Annotated in this window: 22 protein-coding genes and 5 pseudogenes; 12 read left to right on the forward strand and 15 right to left on the reverse strand. The window is 67.7% G+C overall.

Annotated elements, in window-relative coordinates; genetic code table 11:
- Together ACIP94_RS36910 and ACIP94_RS36915 are read right to left on the reverse strand one after the other, a co-directional pair.
- Positions 1-1203: a hypothetical protein gene (locus ACIP94_RS36910; protein ID WP_402436029.1), complete on the reverse strand. Its 1203-nt coding sequence runs from the start codon at positions 1201-1203 to the stop codon at positions 1-3.
- 1 nt (position 1204) lies between these two features.
- A complete protein-coding gene (locus ACIP94_RS36915) occupies positions 1205-4237 on the reverse strand; it encodes a helicase-related protein (RefSeq protein WP_402436082.1) in 3033 nt (1010 codons plus the stop codon).
- A 12-nt stretch (positions 4238-4249) separates the two neighbouring features.
- Here ACIP94_RS36915 and ACIP94_RS36920 point away from each other — a divergent pair, with 12 nt between their 5' ends.
- Together ACIP94_RS36920 and ACIP94_RS36925 are read left to right on the forward strand one after the other, a co-directional pair.
- Entirely contained in the window at positions 4250-4735 is a 486-nt protein-coding gene (locus tag ACIP94_RS36920; RefSeq protein ID WP_402436085.1) for an RNase A-like domain-containing protein, read from the forward strand.
- Positions 4736-4750: 15 nt separating this feature from the next.
- On the forward strand, positions 4751-5353 hold the full coding sequence (locus tag ACIP94_RS36925) for a contact-dependent growth inhibition system immunity protein (protein ID WP_402436087.1): 603 nt from the start codon (positions 4751-4753) through the stop codon (positions 5351-5353).
- Positions 5354-5941: 588 nt separating this feature from the next.
- Here ACIP94_RS36925 and ACIP94_RS36930 read toward each other — a convergent pair.
- From ACIP94_RS36930 to ACIP94_RS36940, 3 genes and pseudogenes are all read right to left on the reverse strand, one after another.
- A pseudogene (locus tag ACIP94_RS36930) lies at positions 5942-6115 on the reverse strand (transposase); the annotation flags it as partial.
- A gap of 423 nt (positions 6116-6538) precedes the next feature.
- Positions 6539-6762, reverse strand: a pseudogene (locus ACIP94_RS36935) (cold-shock protein).
- 256 nt (positions 6763-7018) lie between these two features.
- Positions 7019-7639, reverse strand: coding sequence for a suppressor of fused domain protein (locus ACIP94_RS36940; RefSeq protein ID WP_402436032.1), 621 nt, complete (start codon positions 7637-7639; stop codon positions 7019-7021).
- A gap of 517 nt (positions 7640-8156) precedes the next feature.
- Between ACIP94_RS36940 and ACIP94_RS36945 the strand changes: the two genes are divergently transcribed.
- From ACIP94_RS36945 to ACIP94_RS36970, 6 genes are all read left to right on the forward strand, one after another.
- Complete coding sequence (locus ACIP94_RS36945; RefSeq protein ID WP_402436035.1) at positions 8157-8489, forward strand: ESX-1 secretion-associated protein; 333 nt, start codon at positions 8157-8159, stop codon at positions 8487-8489.
- A gap of 113 nt (positions 8490-8602) precedes the next feature.
- A complete protein-coding gene (locus ACIP94_RS36950) occupies positions 8603-9136 on the forward strand; it encodes a WXG100 family type VII secretion target (protein WP_402436038.1) in 534 nt (177 codons plus the stop codon).
- A complete protein-coding gene (locus ACIP94_RS36955; RefSeq protein WP_402436041.1) occupies positions 9021-9605 on the forward strand; it encodes a hypothetical protein in 585 nt (194 codons plus the stop codon). The genes ACIP94_RS36950 and ACIP94_RS36955 overlap by 116 nt, the downstream gene beginning before the upstream one ends.
- 2 nt (positions 9606-9607) lie before the next feature.
- Complete coding sequence (locus tag ACIP94_RS36960) at positions 9608-9850, forward strand: hypothetical protein (RefSeq protein WP_402436044.1); 243 nt, start codon at positions 9608-9610, stop codon at positions 9848-9850.
- Position 9851: 1 nt separating this feature from the next.
- Entirely contained in the window at positions 9852-10103 is a 252-nt protein-coding gene (locus ACIP94_RS36965; RefSeq protein WP_402436046.1) for a hypothetical protein, read from the forward strand.
- Between the two features lie 492 nt (positions 10104-10595).
- Positions 10596-10829: a cold-shock protein gene (locus tag ACIP94_RS36970; RefSeq protein WP_402436049.1), complete on the forward strand. Its 234-nt coding sequence runs from the start codon at positions 10596-10598 to the stop codon at positions 10827-10829.
- Positions 10830-11682: 853 nt separating this feature from the next.
- On the opposite strand, the gene ACIP94_RS36975 is transcribed toward ACIP94_RS36970, so the two are convergent.
- From ACIP94_RS36975 to ACIP94_RS37010, 8 genes and pseudogenes are all read right to left on the reverse strand, one after another.
- A complete protein-coding gene (locus ACIP94_RS36975) occupies positions 11683-12915 on the reverse strand; it encodes an IS701 family transposase (protein ID WP_402436090.1) in 1233 nt (410 codons plus the stop codon).
- Between the two features lie 259 nt (positions 12916-13174).
- Positions 13175-14170: a hypothetical protein gene (locus ACIP94_RS36980; RefSeq protein ID WP_402436051.1), complete on the reverse strand. Its 996-nt coding sequence runs from the start codon at positions 14168-14170 to the stop codon at positions 13175-13177.
- 469 nt (positions 14171-14639) lie between these two features.
- Positions 14640-16331 (reverse strand): annotated as a pseudogene (locus ACIP94_RS36985) (ISAzo13 family transposase).
- 206 nt (positions 16332-16537) lie between these two features.
- Positions 16538-16966 (reverse strand): hypothetical protein, encoded by a 429-nt coding sequence (locus ACIP94_RS36990; protein ID WP_402436054.1) that lies wholly within the window; start codon positions 16964-16966, stop codon positions 16538-16540.
- Between the two features lie 368 nt (positions 16967-17334).
- Positions 17335-17565 (reverse strand): annotated as a pseudogene (locus tag ACIP94_RS36995) (IS5/IS1182 family transposase); the annotation flags it as partial.
- A 52-nt stretch (positions 17566-17617) separates the two neighbouring features.
- Positions 17618-17763 (reverse strand): annotated as a pseudogene (locus tag ACIP94_RS37000) (transposase); the annotation flags it as partial.
- Between the two features lie 429 nt (positions 17764-18192).
- A complete protein-coding gene (locus tag ACIP94_RS37005) occupies positions 18193-18570 on the reverse strand; it encodes a fic family toxin-antitoxin system, toxin component (protein ID WP_402436057.1) in 378 nt (125 codons plus the stop codon).
- A complete protein-coding gene (locus ACIP94_RS37010) occupies positions 18570-18806 on the reverse strand; it encodes a hypothetical protein (protein ID WP_402436060.1) in 237 nt (78 codons plus the stop codon). The genes ACIP94_RS37005 and ACIP94_RS37010 overlap by 1 nt, the downstream gene beginning before the upstream one ends.
- 147 nt (positions 18807-18953) lie before the next feature.
- Between ACIP94_RS37010 and tpg the strand changes: the two genes are divergently transcribed.
- From tpg to ACIP94_RS37025, 3 genes are all read left to right on the forward strand, one after another.
- Positions 18954-19508: a telomere-protecting terminal protein Tpg gene (gene tpg / locus ACIP94_RS37015; RefSeq protein ID WP_402436063.1), complete on the forward strand. Its 555-nt coding sequence runs from the start codon at positions 18954-18956 to the stop codon at positions 19506-19508.
- 552 nt (positions 19509-20060) lie between these two features.
- Positions 20061-20231 (forward strand): hypothetical protein, encoded by a 171-nt coding sequence (locus tag ACIP94_RS37020; RefSeq protein WP_402436066.1) that lies wholly within the window; start codon positions 20061-20063, stop codon positions 20229-20231.
- 213 nt (positions 20232-20444) lie between these two features.
- Positions 20445-20849, forward strand: coding sequence for a helicase associated domain-containing protein (locus ACIP94_RS37025; protein WP_402436070.1), 405 nt, complete (start codon positions 20445-20447; stop codon positions 20847-20849).
- 105 nt (positions 20850-20954) lie between these two features.
- Here the strand turns inward: ACIP94_RS37025 and ACIP94_RS37030 are convergent, their stop codons facing one another.
- Entirely contained in the window at positions 20955-22607 is a 1653-nt protein-coding gene (locus ACIP94_RS37030; protein ID WP_402436073.1) for a trypsin-like serine peptidase, read from the reverse strand.
- Between the two features lie 523 nt (positions 22608-23130).
- Entirely contained in the window at positions 23131-24030 is a 900-nt protein-coding gene (locus tag ACIP94_RS37035) for a hypothetical protein (RefSeq protein WP_402436076.1), read from the reverse strand.
- A 473-nt stretch (positions 24031-24503) separates the two neighbouring features.
- On the opposite strand from ACIP94_RS37035, the gene ACIP94_RS37040 reads away from it, so the two are divergent.
- On the forward strand, positions 24504-25176 hold a 673-nt coding region (locus tag ACIP94_RS37040), incomplete at its 3' end, for an IS110 family transposase (RefSeq protein WP_402436079.1).

Consider the following 25176-nt stretch of genomic DNA (forward strand, 5'->3'; position numbering starts at 1 on the left):
TCAACCGGCCCCAGCACCCGGATTTCCGGGGTGTGCAGATCCTGCGCCTCGCACTCGCACTTCACGCAGTCGCTTGACGAGCATCGTCTGCTCGACGCCGGGCACGGTCGGTGAGTCGGCCGTGGCGTTTGCGGGGACGCACACGAAGTGTTGGTCCTCGGTGGTGGAGCTGAGCTGACGGAACTCCTCGGTGCGTAGCCGGTCCGCCAATTCGAAGGCGTCCGGGTTCTCCGGGTCGGTGTCCTGCTCGCGTTCGGCCGCCTCGAGGGTGCGCACGGCGTCGACGATGTCCGCGGGGGTGTAGCGGCCGTCGGCCAACCAGCCCTCGTCCAGAGCGTACTCGGCGATGTGTGCGTCGTCCTTGCCGACGAGGTGCCTGCGGTGCTCGCGCCGCATCACCATCTGCATCAACGCCTTGTGCCACGGCGGAATGGTCAGGGCGGAGCGGACCACGGGGAACCAGGCCGCGGACGCACCTCGCTGCAGGGCTTGCAGGGCTTCCCCGCAGCCTGGTTGCGCCGCCTCGTCACCGAGCCAGGGACGGTGACCCTGGCAGGTGATGCCCAGCCGTGCCATCTCCTTACCGCTGAAGGCTCCCTCGTGGGAGGCCTTCTTGCCGCAGCTGCATTGGATCACGATGGAGCGCAGGGATGCGGTGCGCCCGGTGGAGATCAGTTTCATCCGACACCGGTCGGTCGATCCGGGGGATGCGGCTTCCCGGCGTCGGTGGGTCCACTCCCAGTAAGGGAACTCGGACAGGTGGCCCTTCGCGCAGGCCACGACGAAGCGGGAGGGGGTGACCGCCCGGTCGCATTGTCCGCAGTGGCCACGGCCCTTGGGCGAGTTGAACCCGCTGTAGGGCTTCAGCGCGCCGCATCCTTGGCAGGAGTACGTGGTCGGGAAGCGTCGTACGCGTACCCCGTCACCGGCGGGCGGATCGGACGCCGGAGGCAGGTGGAAACCCCGTACGTGCAGGTCGCTTTCGAGTCGGGGTTCGCGGATGTCGAAGTCCGGTTCGACCTTCCAACTGTCCAGTCCGCTCACCAGGAACGACTGGTCGCCGATCGCGACCATCGCCCCGACGCCGTAGGTGGAGATCTGCTGGGCGCGGCGCACCGCGCCGAGCCGTCCCAGTACGCCTTGGGACGACGGCTCCTGGCCCTCTTGGTCGAGGCGTCGTCGGCTGCCCGAACGAAGTCCCATGTCAGGCCTCCAAATACAGGTCGGATTCGACGTCCACGTCGCGGAAACTCCACATGGTGTCGATGGCTTCGGTCAGGTCGTCGTCGTTGTGGGCGCGCAGCAGTGCGGTGTCCGCCGGGCGCTTCTCGCGGGGGCGTCGACGCCGGGGTGCCTCGTAGACCAGGTTCGGGTTGTCGGCGGCGTATGCGCACCAGTCCTCGATGATCCAGTCGATCTCCTGTGCCACGTGGTCGGCTTCGACCGGGTCGATGTTCCGGGCCCTTGCGACGAGCGCGTTCCTCAGATCGACGAGCCGGTCGGCGTACCCCTTGACGCTGCCTGCGGCCGTGTTGGGACGGGCGTCGGGGAGGGTGAGGCGGGCGAGCCCGATGAACGCGGCGTGCAGGGCACGGTCGCGCGCTCGCGGCGAGAAGGGGGTGACACTGGTGGACTCGACCTGCCGGTACAGGGCCGCGTGGTAGGGGACGAACCCCTCGTAGTGCGAACGGTCGTGGGAGCGGGCCGAGTTGAAGAGAGTGACGACGAGCCCGGGATGCAGACGCCCCACCCGACTGGTCGCCTGGATGTACTCCGCGGTGGTCTGTGGCTGTCCCAGCACCGCCATGAGGCCCAGACGGTCCACGTCCACGCCCACGGAGATCATGTTCGTGGCCAAGACGACGTCGGAGGCGGTCTTGGGCCAGCCGGTCTCCAACTCCTTGAGTTTGTCGGGGATGCGGCTGGACGCCACGCGGCTGGTCAACTCGGTGAGCTGGTCCACCTCTCGTGCACGCCGGTTGGGCAGGCCGTCGTTGCTCGCCAGGAGCTCCAGACGCTGGTGGACGTCGTCTCGGACCTGTAGCTCCGCGGCGGCCAGGAGGCGGAGGCTGTTGAAGTAGCCGACCAGGGTCCAGTACGCGTCGCGTGTGCTGTCGTCGCCGTCGATGAGCGCTGTGTGGTGCAGCAGCGCCGCGTAGGCGCGCACCAGCAGTGTGGCCTGGGAGGTGCCGGGGGCGAGGAGCCCGACGTAGCGGCGGGTTGCCTTCTTGTCCGCAGGCGTCTCGACGGCGAACCAGGAGTCCCGGGCATCGAGCCCCGGGGGCGGGAACTGGGCCACCTCCGGTCGGTCGAAGAGGGCCTTTCCCTGGTCCTGGGCGCGACGGATGGTCGCCGTGGACGCGATGATCTTCGGACGGTCGCAGGCCAGGTCGATCGCCGCCTCGTAGAGTCCGGCGAGGGTCCCGAGCGGTCCGGAGATCAGGTGCAGCTCGTCCTGGACGATCAGTTCCGGTGGCGGGGTGGTGAGGTGTTCGATGTCCTGGTTGAAGATCGCCGCCACCTGTTCGCGCCAGGCGATCTGAGCGAACTTGTCGGCCGTCGCGATCACCAGGGTGGGGTGGTGGTGGTAGACGGCTTCGTCCACCAGGTGCACCGGCAGGCCCCCGTGGAATGCACAGCCGGCGTTCGGGCAGCGGATCGCCAGGCGTCGCTCCTGCGCCTCCACGGTGTAGGCGTGGTGGTCCAGTGCGGTCCCGCACCACGGGCAGGACCTGAGCTGCACGGGATTGGCTTCGTGGAGCTGTTCGCCGTCGGCCAGCCTGCGCAGGCCCGTCTCCGCGGACTTCTCCTTGTCCTGTTTGGTGGTCAGGTAGTTGGGGGTGGCGGCTTTACCGACCCACATGCCGATGGAGATCGGCTCGTCCCCGAGGGCCTCGGGCTCCTTGCGGCGCATGTTCTCCATGACGCAGATGAGTGCGGAGGCCCGTTCGAACTGCTGCAGTGTCAGCAGACGGAGCGTGTAGCGCATGAGCACAGTCACACCTGCACCCCGCTCCCCGAGGCGCAGGCGGCGCAGGAAGGTGGTGAAGGCGATGAGACCGAGGTAGGCCTCGGTCTTGCCGCCGCCGGTGGGGAACCAGAGCAGGTCCGCGGTTTCGCGATCGGGGTGGTTGGGGTCGGTGATGCCGTCGAGGCATAGCAGGAGGAACCCGATCTGGAAGGGACGCCAGACCCCGTCTTCGACGGGCTCGCCGACTTTGCCCTTCTTGATCCACGAGGTGCGGGCTCGCTGGGTTGCCATGGCCCGGTTGGCCAGGCGGAAGGCACGCATGGCCTGAGGATCGCGCTCCAAAAGAGCGATACCCGAGTCCATGCGTTGCCGGGCCCGGTCGCATAGCTCGAGCTGGCGGTCGAGAACCTGCGCGAAGTCGGCGTCCACGCGATGGTGGGCGCGCAGCGTCGCGGCGTCGATCCCGCGATCCGCGATCCAGGCGCCGTAGGCGGTGGTCAGCCCTCGCAGAGCCCGGACGACGTCGGTGTCGTCGGCGTCGGCCAGCCGCCGCATGCCGAGCGAGTCCACATCGATGTCCGGGTTGGAGTCGGTCAGCAGCACCTCGTGGGAGGGCACGAATTCGCTCCACACCGCTGACGTCGCGGCCGGCGCACAATCCTGCGGCCGCAGGTCGCGCGGTGTGGGGGGCCGCCAATGCCAGTCCGCCGCGCAGCCGTGTCCGGTGGCGAAGTTGGGGGCGTGCCGGTGCAGCAGTCGGCTCAGAGTCACCTCGTCGTCCGCACTGGGCGGCGCGGGCCGCTCCACCAGAGCGAGGGAGCCGTCGCGGGTCGCGACACGGATCTGCGTCTGGAAGAAGCAGGAGGTGTCCTGGATCTGCCCCGATGCGATCTCGTGGGTGTTGACCAGCGTCGTGGTCACGGCGACGACGCCACGGGGACCGCCGGGGCGGCGTACCCGTACACGGAGTTCGAGACCGGGGGCGAGAGGGCGCGGTTCCTGCCGCAGCTCGGTGACGTCCACCTCCACGGGCGCCAAAGTCAGGGGGCGCCGCCGCCAGTACAGGTCCTGCTCATCGGTCGTGCGCCGTTCCGCACGCTCGGCCGTGGTGGGGGAGCCGGCTTTGTCGACCGGGTCGTACACGGCGGCGGTGACGGTGACGGTGACGGTCTGGCAGACCGCGGGGTCGATGGCGAAGGTCAGCCCCAGGGCCGAGGGCTTGCGGACGCTCGCCAAGGTGACGCCGGTGTCCGGGGTCTCGTCCACTACGAGCTGACCGTGTCCGGCCTGCACACCTTCTACGCGGTGGCGGGCAGCAACACCCCGGTTCTGGTCCACAACCGCGACAACCTGGCGTTGGACGAGAGCCAGTTCCCCGACGCACACACCCTCGAGGAGCACGTGAAGCCGAACGAGGAGGAAGGCAAGGCCCTGTCTGCCGCCAAGACACGGAAGTACGGCAGACCCACGTCGAACAGCGTGTGGATGGACGAGGCGACGGCGCAGAAGGTCCTGGACTTCGCTCTGGACAAGAATGCCAGCAGGATCACCAGGTGGATGCGGACACAGGGCGGCCCGAGCGAGCTGACGTTCAGGGGTACCTTCGGCCCCGACGGTTCCTCCCTTGGCAAGGTCTACTGGGCGGACCGGGCCACTGAGGACGCCGGCAACGAGTTCTTCATCAAGCTCGTGAAGGCGCCCAAGGGCCGGGGAATCCCCAAGCACCCCCGCGGCTACTACGTCCAGACTGTCTATCCGATCTGAGGGAGATGACAACCGGTGCAGCGCTTCACAGAGTTCGACTTCGGCGTCTCGTGGGTGACGGGCTTCTTCCACCAGGACTGGGGCCACGACGGGCCCACGGCCGCCGCCGTCGTCGCCAAGAACCTTGACGACGTGGACGACGAGTACGTCCTGGCCGTCCGACGCGACGCCCAGACACTCCACGACGGCCTTCCGTCTGAGACGCTGGAGGTGCTGTGGGACGCCGGGGCGGACTACATGCCGCGCTTCGAGCCGATCACAGGAGCGCAGTGGACGCAGACGGTCGTCGACCTGTGTGACGCCCGCCTGTCGGCCAAGGCGGACGTCCGTCCCCTCGCCGGGGCGGACGTGGAAGACGGCGCGGCACAGCTGGACGCGATCGTCGCCGAGATCGAGGCAGCGCGGTTCCTGGAGGCCAAGGTCCGGGCGGCGCTCGTCGACTGCGCCCGCCGCTGCACTCCGGAGCTGGCCTTTCGGTTGTTCCTGCGGGCCATGCTCGTCGCACATGACAGGTCGCTGACCCCGGAACAGTACGCACGGCTGGAAACCATCGGGTCCGCCCTCCACTACGGCGAATTCGTGGTGGATTCCGTCCAATACCTGGTTAGAGCCGACTAGTCGGCCCCGGCGGAACCCGGCGCTGTAGGGGACCGCCGCACCCACGTGGTGCGGCGGTCCTTCGCGTACCGGCACTCGGCTTCGTTCACAAGTCCCTGGCCGCGATCGGCCGCCAGCTGCGGCTGGACTACTTGACCGTACGGCGCTTCGCCCAGCGCCCAGAGCCTCGATGAACTGCTGGTCAAGGCCACCAACCGGACATCGATCCTGGACGAGCACAAGCCCTGTCTGCACAGGCGCTGGCGCGAGGGCTGCTACGACATCCCGCAGATGCCCCGCGAACTGTGCGCACGCGGCTTCACCGGAGACATCCAGTGCCTCCGCCGCTACTTCCACCCCTTCAAAAAACCGCACAGGGGTGTCGGTGAGCAGGTGGCGCTTGCGGCCGTTGATCTTCTTCCCGGCGTCGTATCCCCGTGAAGCGAGGGGGATGGTGGCGTCCGCCTTCACCGACTGCGAGTCCACGACCGCCGCACTCGGCTCGTCATTGCGGCCCTCAGCCAGGCGGACGGCCTCGCGCAACCGCTCGTGCAGTTCGGTCACCAGCCCCGCGTCCCGCCAGCGGACGAAGAAGGCATACACCCGCGGCCAGGGCGGGAAGTCGGACGGCATCGCCCGCCACTTGATGCCGTCGTCGACGAGGTAGCGCACGGCATCGATCATCTGCCGGTGGCAGTAGCCCTCCGGACGGCTGCCTCGCCCCGCCGGCCATCCGGGAACCGGCAGCAGGTCCCGCACCAGTGCCCACTCGGCATCGCTCATGTCCGAGCCGTACCGCGGCCTGCGCTCCGGCCGGTCTGCCGCGTTCCCGAACCGATGGGCGAGACAGTCACACCCAGGAGTGGACAGACTGGACCCGGTAACCGCGATCACGCGACACTTCGACAACAGGGCCTCTTGCTTCTCGCTGGACTCGACAACCGCGAGCTACCAAGAGGCCCTTCCTCTATGCCCCGCCAGCAGCCAAGTCGCCCGACCCAGCGCCCCGTTCGAAGCCGATCGACCACGCAAGCGGATAGAGAACGGCCAGTTACGGAGCTGCTTTGGCGCCAGTGATCCGGTCCGCGAGCCTCCGGGCGCGGCGCCAGCCTGCGGATCTTGCGGCGCAGGGCTCGCAGGGGGAGCAGACTTGAACGGTGATCTCGGAGAAGGATCCTGCGGCCCTCCGACTGTCAGGTGTGGATGTCAGGCCGACCGAGGCATGATGCTCGCTGCCCGGTAGTCGTACCCATCCTGCTTGAAGCCGGGGGCTTCCCACTGGAGGTCCACCTGTTGTCCCGGCGACAGCCTGCGGAACCCTTCCATCTCGATGTGGGAGTAGTGGCTCCAACAACCACCGGGTGTCTCGGGGGAGTCGAGCCCCCCAACCCTTCCTCGTCGCGCCACTCACGGACGGTCGCAGTCACCATGCGGCGAACCTTACGGGTTCCGTCTGCGCCGATGTGTCGGGAAGCTCGTCTTGGGACGCTTTCGCACCACCTGGAGCGGGTCTGGCGCGACCTCCTCGGCACGGCCTACTGGCTGCAGGTCATCGCCGTACAGGACGCTGTCCGTACCGTCGTCGGAGATTCGCGGCGATTCCGGGGCGGACGTCGACAGTTATCGCTGCGGAGGCCTCCTGCCCCGCCTGCGGCGCGTCGGCAGCTCCCAACGGTGACGATCGGCTCAGACGGTTCGCGCCGGATCGGTCACCAGCAGTGGATTGCCGGCCGCGAGCGCCTGCAGGACCTGCGCGGTGCTGCTGTCCGTCATGGCACCCTTCTCCTCCGCGGTCACGCCGACGGCCTGCAGGAAGGTGACCTTGCCGTTGGGAGTGTCGATGGTGCCCAACTGCGGGTCGGCAGTGAAGGCGAACACCGTCAGTCCGGTGGGCGGCGCGTCCTCCAGGTGCGGGTGCCCTGTGACCGGCTGGCGGAAGTCGATCCGGTGCCCGTCCTCCAGCAGAACCTGGTTGCCGTTCACGTACTTTGCGACTTCCTGCAGCATCCTGTACGGCCACCCGGGCGGCTGCTCCTCACCGCCGCGCCGCACGCGCAGCGTGAGCTCGAAGCCCCAGCCCGACCAGTCGGGATCGTCGTCCTCGCCGGGGGTGTAGAGCTCGCTCAGCCCGTAGGTCACGTAGTGCCAGTGCCCCTCAGCCGGGTACGCCGAGCACCCCTGGAGCGCACCGCCCTCGAAGCCTTTGGGTGGGAAGTAGCCGACGTGGAAGGGCGTGATCCCCGGATAGAACGGTGCGAGGGCTGCGTCTATGGCGTCCCAGCCGGGAGCTTCTTCAGTCTGCGTCACCGCCTCATGATGACGGACACCGAACGGGCGACCTGAGGCCGGGCCGGTCTTGTCCGTCAGCACGAGCGGGCCCCCGCGGGAGCGTGGTGGCGTGGCGGACGTGCAGGCGGCCTTTTCGTCCACCATCCCTCGGCGCACCGCAGCACGAACTTCGCCCGCAGCGCGAGGTAGCGGGCGGTCTTCCCCTGCCTCGCCCAGCGCAACCAACTGGGTCCGCTCGCCTTCGGTCAGAGCCGGCTCGGACTTCGGCCCACCGACAGCCCTGCCCTGCCCACGAGTTGGGCGCGTCTCCCCGCAGAGAACGATCTCCACAGCGACAGGGCGTCGGTGCCCACGCAAAGAAGTCGCCAACCAGTTCTCATGATTTCCGGTACATGACAGCAGCGACTTCAAGACAGTGGTTCCTCTGGTCAAAGGACGCGACATCATCGCGTCTTGATCCCGCAAACAACCCTTCCCGGCGGATCGTTCCCTCGAGTACTGCTGGTCTGTTCACGTACTCGACGGGGGAAGCAGGATGAGCCAGTTCGGTGTCGACCCCGACACGCTGACCGACCTCGCTGGGAAGTTCGACAGGGAAGCGAAGGGCCTGGCGAACCCGGTCGACGACTTCGCGGCGACCGCGTCCGAGGTCGGAGAAGCCTTCGGCCTGCTCGGCGCCTGCGACGGTGCGGCACGGAAGTACCAGACGCTGTTGAACAGCACCGTCAAGGCACTCGGGCACCTGCCCGGCGTGCTCACCAGTGACGGCGACCGGCTGCGTCTCAACGCCGCCAACTACAAGGACTCGGACCGGACCGCCGTGGAACACCTCCGTGCCGCGACCCAGCCGGCGGGAGGCCCGGCGTGAGCATCAACGGCTGGATCGACGGCAAGGTCCTGGAGATCCTCCAGGCGTGCGGGGTGGAGCTTCCTGGTGGTGACGGCGCCACGCTCCGCTCGATCGCCCGTGCCTAGGACACCATGGGCGACGAGCTGACCGAGGTCGTGCACGCCCTTGACGTCGCTGTCCAGGGCGTCGACAAGCAGGGCTGGGACGGTGAGGCACGCGATGCCTTCGAGAGGCACTGGGCGGAGCAGAAGCGCGTCATCGACGAGGTCGCGCACAACTTCCACCAGGTGGCCGACGGGCTGCGGGCGTGCGCCGACGAGATCGACAAGATCAACGAGGAGATCATCGACATCTGCGTCGAGATCGCCGAGATGGAGATCGCGGGCGCGGCGCTGTCCTTCTTCACCGGCTTCCTCTCCGACCTCGTCGCGAACACGGCCGTGGCCACCCGGGTCGCCAGGATCGTCGACCTGGTGAAGCTGTTCACGTCGGCGGCTGAGAAGGTGGCCGCGCTGCTGGCGGTTCGGCAAGCTCAGCGAGGAAGGGGCGGTGAAGCTGGCGAAGGTGGCCGAGTTCGCCGCGAAGTTCCTCAAGAAAGGTGCCGAGAGCTTCGTCACGAATTTCGTGGCGGACTCGGGCAGCACGATGCTCAACCAGGCCGTTAACGGCCAGCCCGTGACCGTCGGAGACGACCTCACCAGCGGCGCTTGGGCCGCCGGCGGAACAGCCGTGTTCACCGGGGGCGGCGCGGCGCTTGCGGACGCAGCCGGACTGACCGGGGTGACCGGCAACATCCTGAGGGGAGACGGCCTGCTGGGCACCACCGTCAACGGCGTCGCGGGCGACGTGGCCGGTGGACTCACGACTGACATCGCCAACGACCGGGATGCCTCGACGGTGGGCCTGAACGCCCTCACGAACGCCGCAACCAGTGCCTTCGGGAACGCCCAGAACCACGGCGTCAACCATGCCTTGGAGCAGCACGGGAGTCTCGGCGGCAAGAACCTCAGTGACCGGGGCGAGCTGACCGACAGCGCGTTCAAGAACACTGTGGGAATCTCCTTGAACACGGGCGTCTACGCTGCCGGCTCCGGCATCGAGGCGGATGTCCAGGATCTGGCGAAGGACGAGTGAGCATGATCGGCGACGTGAGGCTTGCGGCCGTTTCGAACCCTAACCCGGACCACTCCGCCACCTGGGCCGGCTTCTTCTGGGCGCTCCTCGGGGTTGGCGGGTGCCTGATCGTCGTCATCGGCGCCGCCCTGACCGTCGCTCTCTGGAGCGTCAGCGATCAGAAGAAGTTGGGCAACTACGTTCTCGGGCCGGTGATCCTCGTGATCGGTCTTGTCGTCGTCGGCTGGGGCTTCGGGCTGTGGTGACGTGCGCGATGGGCTCGGCGAGATGATCCTGGCGGGGGTCGCGCACAACAACCCGAACTACGACCCCGGCTGGGTCTCCTTCTTTGCGGCGCTCGTCGTGCTCGCGGGGTTCGTGATCGTCCTTGTCGGTGGAGCCATGTCCATCGGTGTGCGGGACCTCGTAGGCCGAAGGAAGTGGGCCGGTTACACGATCGGGCCGATGATCATCACGATCGGCATTGCTGTCGTCGCCCTCGGCGTGTGGCTGTGGTGACCATGTGACGTCGGACGACCCGCGCCCCGGACCATTCCCCTGCTACGACAGCACCCGAGGAGGCTCTACGGACGGCAGGCGTCGACCCGAACCCTACCCGGAAGGCTGCGGGGGTCACGGCCGAGCTCGGCCGTCACCGATCGGCTCGGGCGCCATGATCCGGGGCGGTGGGGGAGCGGCCGCCGGTGATCACTTGCGGCGCCCGGCTCGTGCGGTGCCAACCGAGTCGACTCCACCCGGGACAGCACTCTTCCGCATGTCTGTGCCGAAGGGTCGCGCACGACAGTCACCCTGCCGTCGGCGCCCGGTACTGGCTCCACATGTCTGCGCCCATGGGCAGCAGCATGACCCGATGCAACTGGGATCTGAAGATCCATGAAACGTTCCCGATGGGGCGCGGAACACGGACCATCGACGTGGAATTCCCCTTCATCGTGACCCTGGTCTGACCGCAGAGCGCCAGCAGTAATTCCAAGTTGCTAGGATCCGAGCATGACTGCAGCAACAGTACGCCTGTGGAACGCAGATGAAGGCTGGGGGGTCATCGATTCCGAGGAAACCCCTGGAGGCTGCTGGGCGAGTTTCTCCGCGATCGAGATGCCGGGCTTCCGCTCCCTTACGGCCGGTGACTCGGTCACCTTGGAATGGGAGGCGGTTGAGGATCAGGACGGTTTTAAGTACGTAGCCCTTCGGGTAATTCCATCCCAGGACGAACCCGAAGGCTGAACGATTAATTCCGGCAGCAGGGTCGCCGCTACAGAAAAGCAACAACCCTGCTGCGTGGCCAAGCGGCCCGACTGACGATCATGAGGAATCGAAGCGGCATAGGGTCTTCTGCCGGGACCCACCACCTGACGCCTATCGCCACTTGCCGTTTGGATACTCCCCGAGGGCTGAGTGGTGCTCAGTAGCCGAAGAAATGAAGGGCAGGGTCTCTGACCTGCGGCCGCGTAATCGATCAACGCTGCGACCTGCGACTTAGCTGTCGGTGGTTGTCAGCGTTGGTCGTCGTAGAGCACCCTCCGACGGCCCAGAGACGGCCCGGGTACGTCTTAGCGTGCCCGACGGGTCGGCACAGTCCCTGCGGCTCTCCCGGCTACGCTCGCGCGGGAGCGCCCCGCGGCGCGTGGCTGCGGGACGCCTTCTGGGGTCTAGTCGATGAGATACCGCCCGTTGTACGTACCGCCCTTGCAGGTGAAGTCCGTAAAATCGGGCGTTCCGCCGCCCTGCCTGCACTGAGCAGGGCTGATTGCGCCACTCTGTGCGGTGGCGGTGGCGGCGCCTGTGAGGCCGAGTCCGGCGAGGGCTGCCGTGGCGATGACGGCGGCGAGGATTCGTCGAATGCGCATTCGGTTCCCCTTTCACGGATTACCTCGGTTGGGGCACTAGCCAGCTTGATCTTCACCCATGTGGGTAGCACGTCATGTTGGACCATTCGGGTGACAGTGCTGTCGGGTGCGGGGTCGGTGACGCGACCCGTCCTAGTACTCCAGTTAGATTTCGTGTCCTGAGCTGGTTCTTTTTCGGTAGTGGCAGCGGCGGGCTGTGTCTTGGTGGCGTCTGCGCCAGTGGGACCAGTTCAGGGCGTGGAGGCGTCTGTCCTGGTGGGGTTGGGGGTGCGGTAGGAGAGTGTCCAGCAGGCGCCTGATCTCTGCCACGGTGAGCGGAGCGTGGGCTGGTCCGTTTCTGCTGCCCCCCTTGCGTCGCCGTTCGCCTGGGCGGCGTGGGCGGCCAGGAAGGCGTGAGCGAGCATGGCCAGGGTGATGTGCCGATACCAGCCGGGGTAGCGACGGACCTCGTACTCGTCCAGGCCGCACTCGTTTCTCGCGGCCTGGAAGCACTCCTCGATCGCCCAACGGCTGCCAGCGATCCGGACCAGGTCGGCGATCTCGATGCCGACGGGTGCGTAGGCGAGGTAGTAGGCGAGCTCGCCGGGGTCGGACAGGCTGCGGCGAGCCATCACCCAGCGGTGGTGGGTCGGTGGGTCGGGATCGAAGATGATGTTGGAGGGCGGTTTGGCTGCGGCCCAGTCGTAGGTCCGCGGCCCCTTTGCCCCGTCGCCGCAGGAGAGCCGCTGCCAGGCGTCACCGGGTGCTTCGCCGATGAGCTCATCGATGCGCCAGATCCCGGCCAGGGACTTGATCTGCTGGGACTTGGGCACCGCGACCACGTAGCCGACCTCGAGCAGACGGCGGAAGTGCCAGTCCTGGCCGTAGGCCTCGTCTGCGGTGACCGAGGCGGCGGGCAGGCCGGCGGCCAGGCAACGGCGCACGATGTCCCGTGCCAGTTCACCCTTGGTGGCAATACCCCGCTCATCAGGGATCTTCGCCGCCTGGCACCGCTCGCGGTCGGAGGTCCAGGACTTGGGAAGGTAGAGCTCCCGGTCGACCAGGGCCCGGCCCGAGCTGGTGGCGTAGGCGGCGAACACCCCGATCTGGCAGTTGTCGATCTTTCCCGAGGTGCCGGTGTACTTCCGTCCCACCCCGGCCGACGTGCTGCCCTTCTTGATGAAGCTGGTGTCGTCGATGATCAGCACCCCGCCCGCGCCGAGCCGTTCGGCGACGTAGTCGCGGACATCGTCCCGCACCGCGTCGGCGTCCCACCGGGCGCCATTGAGCAGGTGCTGCAGACCTGCCGGGTCGCGGTGGCCGGCCCACTCGGCCAATTGCCAACCGTTTTTGCGTCCCACCGGCGCCAGCAGACCGCGGACGTAGTCCCGCATCCGCCGGCGCAGATCCGCTCGGATGAACCGGCCCGCCACACGAGCGAACACGGACTCCAACTCGCCCTGCCACAAGTCGACTTCAGCTATCGCCCCATGCCCGGACAACGACAACGACCAGCTCAGGACACAAAATCTGACTGGAGTACTAGACCTTGGAGGTCTGTCCTGGATCCACGAGCCCCCCGCCATCGCTGCCCGGCTGGCGCCCGCCACTTGAATCGGCCTGAACTGGTACCTGGAGGCGGCGTGGGCATTGATCGGCCCGCATGAGGTCCAAGCGCGCAGCAAAGCCGGCCGCGGCCAGTCCGTGGCACCGGCAGGCCGGTATCCCTTTCCGGACACCCGATCAGGAGTCGTAGCGCTTTGTCACCATAGCCGTTGTCCCCGCGAGCGTCGCGCCCACCGGCGTCTCGGCCCACTCAGCAAGCAGCAGCGGCTTCTCCTCCACGGACTTCAGCAAGTGCGCGACCTCGTCGGCGTCCGGTACAGCGGGAAGAGCACAGCCGATCAGGGTGTTGCCCGTCGCACTGCTGTACTCCCTGTATTCCTCGTCGGGATCGTCCGGCTCCCAGCGCCCGACCTCGACCTCCCAGCAACCGTCGCCATCGCCGGGCTCCGGCGCCTGGACCGTCATGTAGAAACCGTTGGAGTCGTGCGGCTCGGCGAAGAGTTCGCAGCTGGGGTCGTCCAGTGTGGCCCACATCCCGGTGCACCGGGAGTGCGCTGTGACCAGCACCCGGAGGCCGGCGACAGCCTTCTCCCGCTCCTCCGAAGTGAGCCCTGCCTCACGGTGGTCGAGCCGTTCGCGGGTCTCGTCGCTCAGTGTGTCCATTCCGTCGTCATGCTTCACGAAGGGATGGCCGAACTCCCAACAACGCACGTTCTCCGTCTCGGCTCCCGAGGAGGTTCCCGAGAAGTCGTCGAGTGCCGCACGCAACTCGGCTTCTTCCACCTCCAGTTCGGAACGGATCGCGCGACGGACCGTATCGGGCACGCTCACCAGAGCGTTCTCCAGATCGGCCAGTGCCTGGTGAAGTCGCAGACACGCGTACTCGTACCAGAGACTGTGGGCGCCAGAGAGGAGAGCGGCACGGGCGGCAGCCTCTGTCAGTGCCGCAAGGTGCTTGCGCGGGTAGTAGTCCGCACGCTGTCCCCGGCGGTCGTGGACACTGACGGGGACGGTGGCGAAGGCGGAGATTCGATTGAGGGCGTCGACGATCGGAATGGCAAGGCGCGGGTCGCCCAGGCTCGTCACAGTCTTGGATTCGATGCCGTCCAGACCCTGGTAGGTCGCCAGGACCTGGGTCTTCCCACGGTTGGCGTGGTGAGAGTAGATGGTCAAGGGGACGCCTTTCGCCCGCCCGGCATACAACGGCTGGACAGGAGGGGTGCGCAGGGATGGGGGGAGGTGGTGGCGAGGGCGCTTTCCGACGCTCCGTACCTCAAGGTGATTGGTGGTGGCCCGGGTGCTTTCCCGGGCTCCTTGCCTGCCCGCAGGGTAGACGTATCGGTGGCGCGCCACAAGTGATTTGCTCGAGCAAGGTGCGGCGCACCGATGGCGTGGGTTCGCGTACGGCCGGGTGAGTCCACGGTGGCGGGGGCTCATGTGCGGTTGTATTCAGGCCATGTCGACGCCATGGGCGCGGGTGAGTGCGTCAAGGCCGTCGGCCCAGCTCTGGCTGAGGGCGCGGAGTTCCCCTACCGGATGGCCGTTGTGGAGTGCCGAACTCACCGAAAAGTCGAACGCTTTATCGAATTTCTGGAGCAGGGAAGGCACTACCCCGGCGGCCACGCTTAGGGCGTGCAGATCTTTAACTCGTCGTTTTGACCTTGGTCTGGGTGGAGTCGGGAGCGAGGAACGTCGCGACGTCGGCTGGTGTGCGGAGGCGGCCGGTAGATGCGTTGATGTGGTGGCCGTGTGCTTCCAGGAGCGGGCGGACCTCCTGTTTCGCGCGGCTGATGGTCATGGCGGTGACGCCGAAGAGTTGGCCGAGGAGGTCCATGGTCGCGAGTTTGCGCAGGTGGAGCACGGTGACCAGGATCCGGTCGGCTGGGGTGAGTTTGGCTTTGGCACCTGTGCCAGGGGCTACCAGGCGCTCGTGACCGCGACGTGTGCGGAGCACTTGCTCGCGTTGAGCCTCCAGCGCTGGAGTCAACGCGTCGATGAGCTCGCTGAGCTGCTGACGGGTCATCCCGGTCAGTTCCGGGTCCTGCAGCGAACGCCGCGTGAGGCGAGGCGGTCTGCACGCCGGGGCCTGGTGCGACGTGCTGTCGGTCGTGGCCGCGTCCATCGGATGTTGGGGGTGAAGGGTGTAGTTCCAGTCGCCGTGGAAGCGGTGGCGGGTGATCGGCAGAGAGGCGATCTCGTCGTCGCTGACCTGGATGCCGGTGGGGTACGGGTTGGTGTCGAGTTCCGCATGCACGGTCAGACCGGTCTTGGTGGTGGTCGCCGCGATGCTCTCGACGATGACTTCGTGGCTGGTTAGGGGCCTTGCCGCGCCAGTTCATGGTGATGTGGGAGAACAGCCGGTGCTCGATCCGGTTCCACTTCGAAGTCCCGGGAGGCAGGTGGAGACGGTGATCGTAAGGCCGGACTCAGCGGCGAACTCGGCGAGTTCGGTCTTCCACGTGCGGGTGCCATACCCGTTGGAGCCGCCGGCATCGGCGGTGATCAGCAGTCGGCCGGCCGTCGGATAGGTGGCCCGCCCGGCTCCGTTCCACCAACGGCGGATCGACTCGACGGCGAACGCGGCGGTGTCATGGTCGGTGCCGACGTTGACCCAGCCAGTGTTCGCAGCGACGTCGTAGATGCCGTAGGGCACCGCCCTGCCCAGCACGCGGTCGGGGAAGTCGTGGGTGTCGACACGCACCGGCTCCCCTTTCGGCTCCCATTCACGGCCGTTGTTCTTGAACGGGCCGACCAGCTCATTCTTCTTCGTGTCCACACTGATCACCGGAGTACCGCCGTCCTGGTGGTCGCGGGCCTGCTCGTTGAGGTAGTGGAACTGTGCGTCCCGGTCGGGGTGCTGCTTGCCTTCCAGCGTCTTGGCATTGCTCTGCAGGCTGAAGCCCTCCTCGCGCAGCAGGTCGCCCACCGTGTCCGCGGAGATCCTGTGGCACTGCCTGGTCAGTTGCTCGGCCAGCTTGCGGGTGGATTTGGTGGTCCAGCGCAGCGGCGACATGGGATCTCCGCGGACGTCGGGCTCGACCAGCGTGAGGAGTGCCTCCCGAACGGCTGGATTCCGGTCGACGACGCGTTTGCGGCCGGCGCCGGGCCGACGGACGCGGCCCAACGGCGCCTCCCCGGAGTCGAGTTCCCGCACTCCGGCAGACACAGTGGCCTCACGGACACCGGCGGCACGAGCGACCGCTCTGATCCCGCCGTGGCCGAGGGACTGGGCCTCCGCCCCTATCAGCAGGCGACGCCGCCGCTCGTCGAGGTGCGGCAAAACCGCCTCGAACTTGGCTGCCAGCGTGGTCCATTCCCTACCCAACCCGCTCATGCCAGAGCAACGAACCACCAAGCAGAAAGCTACGAGTTAAAGATCTGCACACCCTAAGGCCCTAGAACTTGGGCTGTCCTGCCGCTGTAGACCGGTAGGACAGCCCTTAGGGTTAAGTGGTTGCCTCGCATGTCAGCGCGCTGTGGAGGGTGCAGGCAAGTAAGCCATGTTTCCCGGAATCGGGCGGTGTCCCAAGTGACGGGCTCTCAGGAGGGCGTGTCGGCCGGCTGGTCGGGCGCGGTGTAGAAGGGCACTTGCCGGTAGAGGGCGAGCGAGGGGTCGTCGGGCGCGGGCCGCAGTGGCGCGTGAGGGCACAGCAGCCAGATGCCCCGCTTGCGTTCCTCGCGGGCGAGCCACTGCGCCTGCCAGAGCAGCCCACTGCCCGCCCCCGCCAGAGCAAGGCCCGCCGGGACGCCTGTGGTCGAGGCGATGAGCAGGCCGAGCCCGAGACCGATTACCACCGGCACGGTCAGGGGCCGGGAGACCGCCTCGAAGGTGTTCTCACGCGCGATCACCGGGGAACCTTGGGGCGCCGGGGTGGCCACCTCCAGCCGGTTCCGGTACCAGGCGCGGCGCGCTACGGCGGCCCAGGCGAACGGCACCCCGAAGAGCAGTACAGCCAGTACAGCGAGCACCGGCCCCCCAAGTCCCGCTGTGCCGCCAACCAAAATGGTCAGGGAGGTTACGAGCCCCACGAGCAGCGCGATGGCTCCCAGAGCGCGCGCAGTGGCCACCGCTCCTATCAGAGACGGCCGAGTGTCCATGAAGTCTTGATCCCCCGATCGGTATTCGGTGGACCACCCTATCGGCCCTTACACGGTCCCTCTTCACCGAGTGCTGGCCCGTGCGGGCATCGCGCCGCAGGCAGGGATATGGAGGCACCGTCGCCTCCTGTTTGCGGCGCATCTCCTGCCCGATTTGGCGCATCCTATACGGTTCTGTACAAGCCCCGGAGAGGCCCCCGGCTTCATGGACGTCCCGAACATGTCTGAGCATCCCTCGGCTACTTGTAGGAGGTCGTTTTCTCCCGGTGTTTTATCCCGGAATTAGCGTTCAATCCTGGGGGTGGGGTCGCGTCAGAGATGGTGTTCTCACCGGTGAGGCGGCGGGCCATGAGGTCGGTCATGGCGAGGTGGATCATGGCTTAGGAGCGGGCGGGAAGCGTTTCGTAGTCGCGTGCCAGGCGCCGGTGGAGCATGAGCCATCCGTAGGTCCGCTCCACGGTCCAGCGCTTGGGCAATCGCGTCCATGATGTGTCGGAGATCGTGCTCGGTCGGCCGCCCGAAGCCCAGGGCCCGGCAGCGGCCCGGCTCGTCCGTCCACTCCGGGGCAGATACAACTGCCACTGCAGCGGGCACGAGGCGGCGTCGGTGGCGGCATGGACGCTGACCGCGAGCTGGCAGTTCGCCCGCTTCCCCAAGGCTCCGCAGTACGGGGATCGCATGACAGGCTGTCCGGCCTTGTGGTTGTGCCAGATCGCCGCGGCCAGCGCGAGAACGGCCGCCCAGCAGTGCTGGTCCGGGGGTCGGACCCCGGTCGCCCCACCGCATACTCAGTTCTGCGCGGAAGTGAGCTGCCCATCGCAGGGCCGGGACCCGTATGGCGAACGCGTCCGTCTCCGGGACCTGGGGGCGCCGGCGGCGTGGGCGGGTGATGTCGCACAGCCCTCGCGTCCCGGCGCGCCGCAGATGCCGCACCAGCCGCTCAACAGCCTGCCGCTGGTCCGGGAAACAGCACCGGCCTGATCTGGCGGCCCGGCCGGGGAACTTCAACCACAGTCACACGGGAACTTCCTCGACGCAGCGGCGGGCAGCGCGCGCCACCGCCTCGCCCTGACAGGGGGATGCCGTGCTGACGCAGTTCAGGTGGCGTGCGGCCAGGCGCGCAGCAAGGCGGCGATCTTCTTTGCGGTGCAGCCGGGATCCCTGAGCAAATCGCGCAGAGCGATGGCGTCCTCGCGGGTGGGCTTGACCGGGATACCGGAGGCCTCCAGATACATCACGCCCGTCGCCGCCGCCACGGCCATATTGGAGCGCTCCAGCCAGCGGCAGCGGCCGAGGACGTGCACCAGGGCGGCGGCACGGGCGTAGGGGCCGTCGTACACGGGCGTTTCCAGCAGTTCGGCCCGGTGGCAGGCTACCGCCGCCACAGGCACCCCGTAGTCCTCGGGGGTCGGATCACCCGCTCCCGCGATCTCAGCGACCTGCAGGATCCAGGGGACGTCGATGTACAGATCCATTACGCTGCGTGCGCCCCCGGGTGACGGTCTGCGTCTTCGACCTGGTCGAAGACGTCTTGGTGCTCGTCGAGGAAGCGCCTCGCGGCATCCAGGCCCCGCTGCCGCAGCCCGCCGGTGTCCTCCCGCACCAGCCCGGCGATGTAGTCGCCCAGGCTCAGCCCCCGATCCCGGGCACGGGCCTCAGCCAGTTTCTTGATCTCGTCATCGACGCGTGCACCCAGCTGTGTCTTCGCCATGCCATGATGGTAACAGCTGTTACCAAAGACGGCGGCCCGCAGGCGCGACATGAGCCGGACGCAACTCTGGCAAGGTCGCCAACCTCGCCGACTCATCAGGACCGGCGAAGTCAGCGCCAAGGACTCCGAGAGCAGCGAGAGGCAGCGATGGCCACGGTCGGGGAAGGGCTCGACACGGCGGTTCAGAACGCATTCACGCGCCCCATACCCAAGTCCGCCGGCGCCCAGATGCGCTACCTGGTCAAGCAGTTCAAGGGCACCAGGGCAATCGCGCAGCTGCTGCAGATCTCCCAGCGCACCGTCGAACGGTACGTGAAGGACCAGATCAGAAAACCCCGCAAGGACCTCGCGGACCGCCTGAAAGGCGAGGTGACCAAACGCTGGCAGCCTCAGATCCGCGCCAAGGCCAAGCAGACCGCAGCCACCACAGCCGGCATCGTCATCGACACCCGCGCCGGTTTCGGCTACACCGCCGCACCCGGCAGCGCCGACGACCCGAGACTGCGCCACCTCACCCTCGCGCTGCCCCCTCACTACGCCGCCCGGCTCTTCCAGGCCCAAGAGCAAGGAGCCACCGAGGACCAACTACGCCAGATCACGGCCGAGGCCCTGGGCGAGGTCTACTTCCGCGACAACGGCCGCCGTGCCCAGGGACTGGAAGTCGAGTTCACCGATCTCGAACACCTTGAATTCGACCTGTAGCAGGCATCAACGGCGGGCCGCCGAGAAGCGCACTGCCAGCCCCGCACCGCCCGAGGACCTCAGCAGACGCACCTTCCACGACACCGGGACCACGCTTCTGGCCCTGGTCATTGGGGCACATCACTGGCACGGCCTCAGCGACACCCGCGTCGTGGACCAGCTCGCCGAGCAGCAGGCCCAAAGCCGTGTCAGAGGCGTACAGACCCGCTCCGGGACCGAAAGCGAGGAAGCCGCCGGTGAACAGACGGGGCTGTCGGTGCCGGCCCGGGCCTTGCTCAAGTTCTCCACCCCCCCCCCGCGAGCCCGCGCAACTGGCCGCCTTCATCAACCTCCGCCTCCTCAACCCCGAACACACCCACTGGCGACGCGGCATCGAAGCCGCCACCCTCTACCACCAGCTCCACAGGGACCTGCGCGTCCCCTTCACCTACCGCGTCCCCACTGCGGCCGGACGAGGGGAGGCGGAAGACGAGGCGTGGCCGTCCTCACTCGCATCCTTCCCCGCTGGGGCAGTGGATCGCCGACGCCCGGATCTTCTACACCCGCGGCGACATGGACGACAGGCGCATCGCGCAGCTGGAGAAGCTCGGCATGGTCTGGTCGCACTTCGACGTCGCGTGGGAGGAGGGCCTGGCCGCCGCGCGCGGGTGGGCGGCCGAGGGGGGCCACCTCCTGGCGCGGCTGGACGCCACTTACCAGGGGTACCGGTGGGCATCTGGTTGAAGAACGCGCGGGCCGCCGCCCGGAAGGCTGCCGAGATCGAGCAGCGGCGTGCCGAGGGGATTCGAGTGGAGTCGAGGGCCGGGGCGCTGTCACAGGAGCGGCGCGAGCGGCTGGAGGATATCGACCCGTCCTGGTGCCCCACCTGGCCCGTCGAATGGCAACGCGCCTTCCGCCTTTGTCAGGCAGCACCTCGCGGCCGGCGGCCAGCTGCCCATGTCGCCGGGCGTCGTCGTGCACCAGGGCGAGGACCTGGGGAGGTGGGTGCGCTCGGTCCGGCTCGGCTGGGACAAGCTCACCACCGTGCAGCAGTGGATGTGCGAGCACATCCTCGGAATCGAGCCCGCAGGCGAGGACGAGAAGCCGCAGCCGCGCCGTACACAGGCCGACGAATGGGCCCTCAACTACGCCGCCGCCAAGCAGTACTACGTACGCGAAGGACACCTACGCGTACCCAGGAAACACACCGAACGGATCGTCGTCAACGGGCCGGACGGCCAGGACCAGGAGGAACGCGATCTCCGGCTCGGGGCATGGGTCAGCAACCAACGCTCGAGGGCCGCGGCCCTCTCCCCAGAGCGAGTAGAGCAGCTGTCCACGATTGGGATGCGCTGGACATAGGCCCGTACGGACGAACCGCGGTGGTAGCCCTGCAGGGGAATCCGGGTGGCGCGGTGGGTTCGGTCACCCGGATCCGCCTGGGCTGTCGGGCAGGTCGTGAGGCGGTTATTTGGGGGCGACGAGCATGTGTTCGGTGCCAAAGGCGGCACCGGTGTGCGTGTACATGGTGGTCTCGCCGTCGGACCAGCGGACGAGCAGGTCGTCCGGCCAGCCGTTGGAGTCGTAGCTGCCCGCCGTCATCACCGAGTCGTGCGACCAGATGCTGCCGGCTGGAGCCATTTGGATCTCGTTGCCGGCGCCGCTGGGGCCGGTCTCCTGGAACTGGGAGACATGTCCGTCGGACCAGCGCACCAGGGTGTCCCAGTTGTTGCCGCCGGTGAAGTCACCCGCGGTCACCAGAGTGGCGTCCTTCCAGGCGCTTTTCGGCTTCTCCAGTTGGTGTTCGGTGCCGAAACCCTTGCCGCCGACCGCGGTGTAGTCGGTGACTTCGCCGTCGCTCCAGCGCACCAGCAGGTCGCTGACGTACTTCGCGGTGCCGAAGCTGCCCCCGGTGATTTGATCGGCATGGCTCCAGATGGAACCGGCGTCGGCAAGTTTGATCCCGCCGTCCAGGCCCTTGATGCCAACGTCGGGGAAGAGCCTGACCTCGCCGGCGTCGAACACCACCAGCAGGTCCGCACCGTTGCCGCCGGCGAAGTCCCCACCGGTGATGGACTTGGCGTTCTGGAAGATGCCGTGGGGTGCGGCCAGTCGGCGCTCGCCGACGAAGCCGCCGTTGCCATCGCCGGTGTACAGGGTGACCTCGCCGTCGGTCCAGACCACGATCAGGTCGCCCTTGCCGTCGCCGGTGTACTCGCCCGAGGCCAGCAGCTTGGCATGGGACCAGGTCTCACCGCCGCCCATGGAGTACGGCAGCGGCGGCTGGTCGTAGGTGCTGCCGTGCTGGGGGACCTGGTTGTTCTTCGCCTCGTCGTACAGGCGGAAGAACCAGTCGCCGTGCATGGGGCTGTACGTGAGCCAGTCGACGTCGTCGTCGTTGCCGCCGCCGTTGTACCCGCCGACGTTGCCGATGATCTCACCGGTGCCCTTTTTCCAGTCCACCGTGGAGAACCAGGGACCGCCGGAGACACCTCCCCACATGCCACGGCACTTGGCCTGGATCTGGTAGAAGCCGGGCAGCGCCTCCGTCTGCGTGGGGCACCGCACGGGATGGTCCTCGGCGTCGTGGCTGGAGGGGTAGCCCAGCATCGTGATCTTGTTCAGATAACCGGGGGTCCGAACCAGCGTGTTCGCGCCCACCACGTCCTGCGCCTGCTGGCCACTCTTCGAAGGCTCGAGCCGGCCGAAGGAGAAGTCCAGGTCGGAGATGGGCTTCTTGGTGTTGTGCACGTACCGGTTGTCCGTGAAGAACTTGGCGACCCGGTAGAAGCCGAAGTTCTGCTTGTCCAGCGTCCGTTCGGCAGCGTACATGGGGACGAAGACGGCCTTGCCCCCGTCGCAGTGCCCCGCGGTCAGGATCAGATTGTGCCCGGGGCTCTCCACCACGCTGGCGGTGCAATGGTGTGCGTGCATCCGCTGGGTGGTCGGGTCCGTGTCGTAGGTGAAGATCGTCCCGACGGACGGCAGGCCAAGGATGTGCTCCGCTGTCGGCATGTCGGCCGCCACGCCGGGATCGGCCGTAGCCGCCCGCCGCAACCGGGCCCTGGCGCTCGGGTCCGCCTGCTGCGCGGGCTGTGCCGGGTCGGTGGCCGAGGCCATGCGTTCAGGCGTCCAGAAGCGGATGGCGTCCTCGTCCGAAAAGTCGTCGTCGCCGGCCTCGGTCGCGGCGGACCCCCTCGCGCTCGCCGAGGGTGAGGCCGAGGGCTTTCCGGTGCCGGTCCCGGTCGAGGGGCTGGCAGAGGCCGAGGGCGCTGGTTCACCGGACGGTGCGGCTGACGTTTCAGCGGACGGTCCGGCGGACGGCACCGTCGCCGGGGACAGGTGGGGCGCCGATGTGGCGTCCTTGGCCTGTGCCTGGGCGAGGCTTTCCCCTCCGGTCAGGAGCAGGACGGTTCCGGCCGCGAGGACCGCGAGACGCGATATTCGTCTGTGTGAGGTATGCAAGGAATGCTTTCTGAGTCATGGACGAACTCCATCCAGACCGGAAACGGCCGGATGGAACGCAGGAAAGATGAAGGAAGAACCGAGGAAGGCGGGGAAAGCGGGAAGCACAGTTCGGCGCGCGGCCACCAGGGCCCGCTCAACCCGCCCAGGGGACGGTCCGCGGCCGCCGGGTCCGCCGCTACGCGGAGGGCGCAGCCTTCCGTGAGCGGCGGCGCCGTACCGCGAACGCGCCGCCGGAAGCGAGGGCCAGCCCCGTGGCCGCGACGCCACCGGTGACTGCCCAGGACGGGCCGCCGCCGTCCGCGACGGGCTGGCCGGCGATCGTGACGTGCTGCTTCGTGGTCTGCTGCCCGTGGTGGCTGACCACGGTCACGGTGTAGCGGCCGTCGGGTACGTCGCCTCGCAATTCTCCGTGGCCCGCGTAGACCGTGCCTGGGTCGTCACATTTGCAGCCGGGGTTGTCCGGGCTGTCCGTCTTGATGGTCAACGGGCCCTTGAACATGGGTGAGGTGACGGTGAGGGAGTCCTCCCCTGGTGCGGCCCGCAGGTCGGTGAGGACCACCCGGACATCACTGCCCGGGCGGAGGGAGGCGGGTGTGTCGCTGCCGGGGGACGCGTTCCTGGGACCGATGACGAACCGGTAGATCTGCGCAGTGTTCGCGGCTAGGACCTTGAGTTGTGCGGTGGCGATGGTACGGCCGTGGCTTGTCGCGGTGACCGGATAGGTGCCCGCGCGCAGGCCCGAGCGGACGCGGTGGTCTGTTCCTGGCGCGTCCACCTGGACCGACTGTGTCGACCCCTTCTTCAGGGGAGTCAGGGTGATCGGCTCCTGCAGGGCCGGGGAGGTGACCTCGACCTTGTCCCATCCCGGTTGCATTCCCTCGAGGCTGAACGAGATGTCGTCACCCGCCTCCAGGGCGAGGTTCTGAGCCACGTGGTACGCCAGGCGGACCACCGGAGGCGGGCTGCCGCCCGGAGCCGGGCTCGGGCCCTCGGCGGCCGACACCCCCGCCGTCCCTCCCAGCAAGGGCACCACGGCAAGACCGGCGACGCCCACGGCCCGAACTGCGTTGCGCAACAACGATCCCCCTTCGATACAGGACGGTTGAGCCGGGAAGGCCACATCGATCCGCCCTCCAGGAAGAGGGCAAGGACGCGCATCAGGTTGCGAAAGACCCCGTTCACGATGCACGGCCCCCACCGAGGACGAACACCCCCTATGCGCCGTACCCAGTCCGACAGGTACGCGCTGAACCTACCCGCCGCCAAGCGCGGTCGCCGAAGGCCCCAGCAGGTCACGGGGTCCGTCAGCAGCTGACGGACCATCGCAAGATCGAGATTAAGCGCTGTCCTACCTTTCAAGGCGGGTCTGATCTGGTCATTCGTAGGATCGGAGGGCCCGGGGGCTCCGGGTATGGGTGTAAAGGCTGAGCCGCTGGATGGCTTACGGGACTTGGCCGCCTGGAGCCCCGCGACGACTCGAGCGCCAATTGGGAAACGCGACTCGATCGCTGCTGTAGGACAACGCCGGCGAGGTCGTCTGCGGGATCGATGTACGACGAGCTGGCGGAGGTGACCGTGCCCGAGATCTGGGCCGGGATGGACATCGGCAAGGAACATCACCACTGCGTGGTGATCAACGCGGAGGGCGAGCGGCTGCTGTCCCGCCGGGTCCAGAACGACGAGACTGCGCTGCTGGCCCTGATCGGTGATGTGCTGGCGATATCCGACGATGTCCTGTGGGCCGTTGATCTCAACCATGGCGGCGCCGCTCTGCTGATCGGCCTGCTTTCCGCTCACGGTCAGCCCGTCGCCTATCTCACTGGCCTGGCGGTCCACCGGGCCTCGGCCACCTACCGGGGCGAGGGAAAGACGGACGCGAAGGACGCCTTCGTCATTGCCGACCGGGCCCGCATCCGCCGCGATCTGGGCCTGCTGCGGCCCGGTGACGAGATCGCTGTCGACCTGCGCACCCTGACCACCCGACGGCTGGACTTGGTCTTCGACCGCACCCGGCAGATCAACCGCCTCCGGGCCCAACTGCTGGAGATATTCCCTGCGTTGGAGCGGTCGTTGGACGTGACCAACAAGGGTCCGGTGATGCTCGATGTTGGAGAAAACGGCTACTTAGAGGTCGTTTTCACCTGCGATGCGTGCTTTGGCCTGGTCTTTTCGGCCGGCGGTTGGCGTCTCGGCGGGGCTGGTGGAGTGGTTGCGGCACATG

Origin of the sequence: Streptomyces sp. NPDC093261 (genome assembly GCF_044753645.1) — a bacterium.
GTDB lineage: Bacteria > Actinomycetota > Actinomycetes > Streptomycetales > Streptomycetaceae > Streptomyces.